This window comes from Enterococcus durans NBRC 100479 = LMG 10746 (assembly GCF_001544215.1).
Lineage (GTDB): Bacteria > Bacillota > Bacilli > Lactobacillales > Enterococcaceae > Enterococcus_B > Enterococcus_B durans.
On the sequence record NZ_BCQB01000098.1, the window covers coordinates 1 to 3160 of the forward strand.

A 3160-nucleotide genomic window follows, 5' to 3' on the forward strand; every position below is an offset into this window, starting at 1 on the left:
GTTCAATTACTCGCCGTAATGGCCGCGCACCCATTGCTTCATCATAGCCTTGTTCCATCAGCCAATCTTTAGCCGCTTTAGTTACCTCAAGTTTGATGGATTTTTTGGCTAAAGTTTTTTGTACATCCGCCAACATCAAATCGACAATTTGACTTAAGTCTTGCTTAGTCAGATGTGAAAATTCCACGATTCCATTAAAACGGTTCAGAAATTCTGGGCGGAAAAATGGTGCTAACTTATCCATTAATGACTGATCTCGTTGCTTGTCACCACTTAATGCTTCATTACCAAAGCCAGCATTAGAAGTAGCAATAATAATCGTATTTTTGAAATTAATGACATTGCCTTGTCCATCCGTTAAGCGCCCATCATCCATCACTTGTAACAGTAACGTTAATACTTGTGGATCAGCCTTTTCAATTTCATCTAATAATACAATGGAATATGGATTACGCCGAACCCGTTCAGTTAGAGTATTAGCATTATCTTCATAGCCTACGTATCCAGCCGAGGTACCAATTAATTTCGACACAGCTGTACGATCAGCATATTCACTCATATCTAGCCGAATAATCGCATTTTCATTTCCAAACATATCTAAGGCTAATTGCTTAGCTAATTCAGTCTTTCCTACGCCAGTTGGGCCCACAAACAGAAAACTTCCAATCGGCTGATCACCCTCTGAAAAGCCCGCACGGTTACGCCGAATTGCTTTTGCTACCATTTCAACCGCTTCATCTTGGCCGATTACCTTACTTTTCAGACGCTTATCAAGATTTTTCAAGCGCTCAATATCATTAGCGCCCATATCAGAAACTGGTATACCAGTTAAACGTTCAACCGATTGTGCCACATCATCAATCGTGGCAGTGATTTTTTCTTTTTGATCCGTTTCTTTAATTTTTTGCTTGGTTTCCTCGATCGACTTCTTGATATCAGCGGCTTTTGTAAAGTCCTCCGCTTTAATGGCGGCCTCCTTAGCTGCCTCTAATTTTTTAAGGCGTTGATCCAATGTCTCAACATCAGTTTGCGAATTTTTAGCCGCTAAATGAGCCGCAGTCATGTCGATCAAATCGATAGCTTTATCTGGCAAAGTGCGTTGTGGTATATATTGGATTGAATAATCCACAGCCGCCTTCAAAACATCATCTGGTAATACAACATGATGATGTTTTTCGTACAGCTCTTTAACACCTTGTAATATACGTAAAGTGTCAGCGGCCGTCGGTTCATTAATCACAACATCATTGAATCGCCGTGCCAAAGCCGCATTTTTCAAAATAGTATTGCGATATTCATCTTGAGTCGTAGCCCCGATTACACTCAGCTCGCCACGTGACAAAGCAGGTTTAATGATATCAGCCAATCCTTTGCCACCATCTTCACCACCAGTGGCACCCGTGCCGAGAATCTGATGAATTTCATCGAAGAATAGAATAATATTACCAGCTGCTTTAACTTCCTCTACCAGCTGTTTAATATTTTCTTCAAAAGAACCGCGATATTGAGTTCCCGCTTCCAAAGACGATAAATCAATCGAATAGATTTCTTTATCTTGAATCGTTTCTGGAACTTTACCAGCCACAATTGCTTGTGCCAGACCTTCGACGACTGCAGTTTTACCTACACCGGCATCACCAACTAAGATTGCATTATTTTTCGTTCTACGACTCAAAATTTCTGCAGTTTCTTGAATCTCTTTCTCACGTCCAATCACTGGATCTAGTAATCCATCACGAGCCTGTTCCGTCAAATTAGTCCCTAACTTTTCTAAAATTCCTCCTTTTTTAACAGCCTGTTTACCATCTTTAGATACTTCTATTGTTTTATTATTTTGGGGTAGCTTACCAGTTGCTCGGTATTGAGCAAACTCATCCGGTGTCAACGATTGTCCATTAACTAAATACCGTGCACGCTCCGAATTTTGATTATCCATGCGCCGAAATAATTGATTGAAAACATCATCCATATCATTGTTGAAAAAAGGATCATTTCCGTAGAAATTTGCCATATTAACACACCTCCATAAAAATTTATATGTGTAACTTAGTGACCATAATATCCTTTAAAACTACAACTGAATTGTATCACAATTTTTATGTATCGCTAAGTAAAGTGCTTATAGAATCAATTAGAAATAATTAGGATAATTTTGTTTAAACAATAGTAAAGAAGTGTTAAGCGTATCAGACTAAGACTTTGCTTTTTCGTGGGCTTCGATTGCCAGAACGTCCTTTGAAACTTCGTTCAATTCATTACCTCATTTCTTTTATTATTTATGATACGGATTAAAGCGTACTCTTTGCCCAAAAAAATATTGTTAATAGGAACTTGATACAGATTAGACAGCTCATTTAAAAGAGAAAATGGAATATCAGAACTATCTTTTTCATATTTGGACAACGTTTGAAAATGCACATCAGCAGCTTTAGCGGCTTTTTTACTAGTGAATCCAGCATTAACGCGCGCTGCCTTTAACGACATAGCAGATTATTTTGGCGTATTGAAGTCTACGATTGATCCGCGGTATGGCGAGATACCGAAAAATTTAATACCTGTTAAAAAATATATACAGATTCCTGTTTTGGGAGAAATTGCTTGTGGAGATCCTATTTTAGCTGAAGAAAATATTGAAGAATATAGAGAAGAGATAGACGAAAACTTGCCCACTGGTGAAGTCTTTTATTTAAAAATCAAAGGTAATAGCATGGTTCCTACAATCCCTTCTGATAGTTACGTGTTGATTCGAAGACAACCAGTTGTGGAAGATGGAGAAATTGCAGCAGTTATAGTAAACGGCGACTCTGAAGCGACTCTCAAAAGAGTTAAACATGTTAATGATGTTGTAATGCTAATGCCCGATAATAATGATTATCATCCTTATATCATTGATGAAAATAATCCAGCAAGAATTTTGGGTAAAGCGGTAAAAGTAAGTTTTGACCTATAAAAAATACCCCATTCGCAGTTGGAGCTGCGGCTAGGGTTCTCATTTCTGAGATTGTGTATATTATTATATCAGAGATGGGGATGAAAAATGAAAATATTGTACGAATATTATTACTTTCAATAGGCGCTTTTCTTGTATTTATAGGTTTATTTGGTGGAATCATAGCAAGTGGAGATTTTTTATCAGGTGGATTTTCTGTCGTGGTAGGAA

The 3160-nt window shown here is 37.8% G+C and carries 3 protein-coding genes; 1 reads left to right on the forward strand and 2 read right to left on the reverse strand.

Annotated features, from left to right (window positions below; genetic code table 11):
- Together clpL and ED2_RS15255 are read right to left on the reverse strand one after the other, a co-directional pair.
- The coding region (clpL, locus tag ED2_RS14335; protein ID WP_060789923.1) for an ATP-dependent protease ClpL at positions 1–2011 on the reverse strand (2011 nt) is incomplete at its 3' end.
- A 236-nt stretch (positions 2012–2247) separates the two neighbouring features.
- Positions 2248–2484: a helix-turn-helix transcriptional regulator gene (locus ED2_RS15255; protein ID WP_073461081.1), complete on the reverse strand. Its 237-nt coding sequence runs from the start codon at positions 2482–2484 to the stop codon at positions 2248–2250.
- On the opposite strand from ED2_RS15255, the gene ED2_RS14340 reads away from it, so the two are divergent.
- Positions 2447–2950, forward strand: coding sequence for a LexA family protein (locus ED2_RS14340; RefSeq protein ID WP_060789924.1), 504 nt, complete (start codon positions 2447–2449; stop codon positions 2948–2950). The two genes, ED2_RS15255 and ED2_RS14340, sit on opposite strands and share 38 nt — an antisense overlap.
- Positions 2951–3160 lie beyond the last annotated feature (210 nt).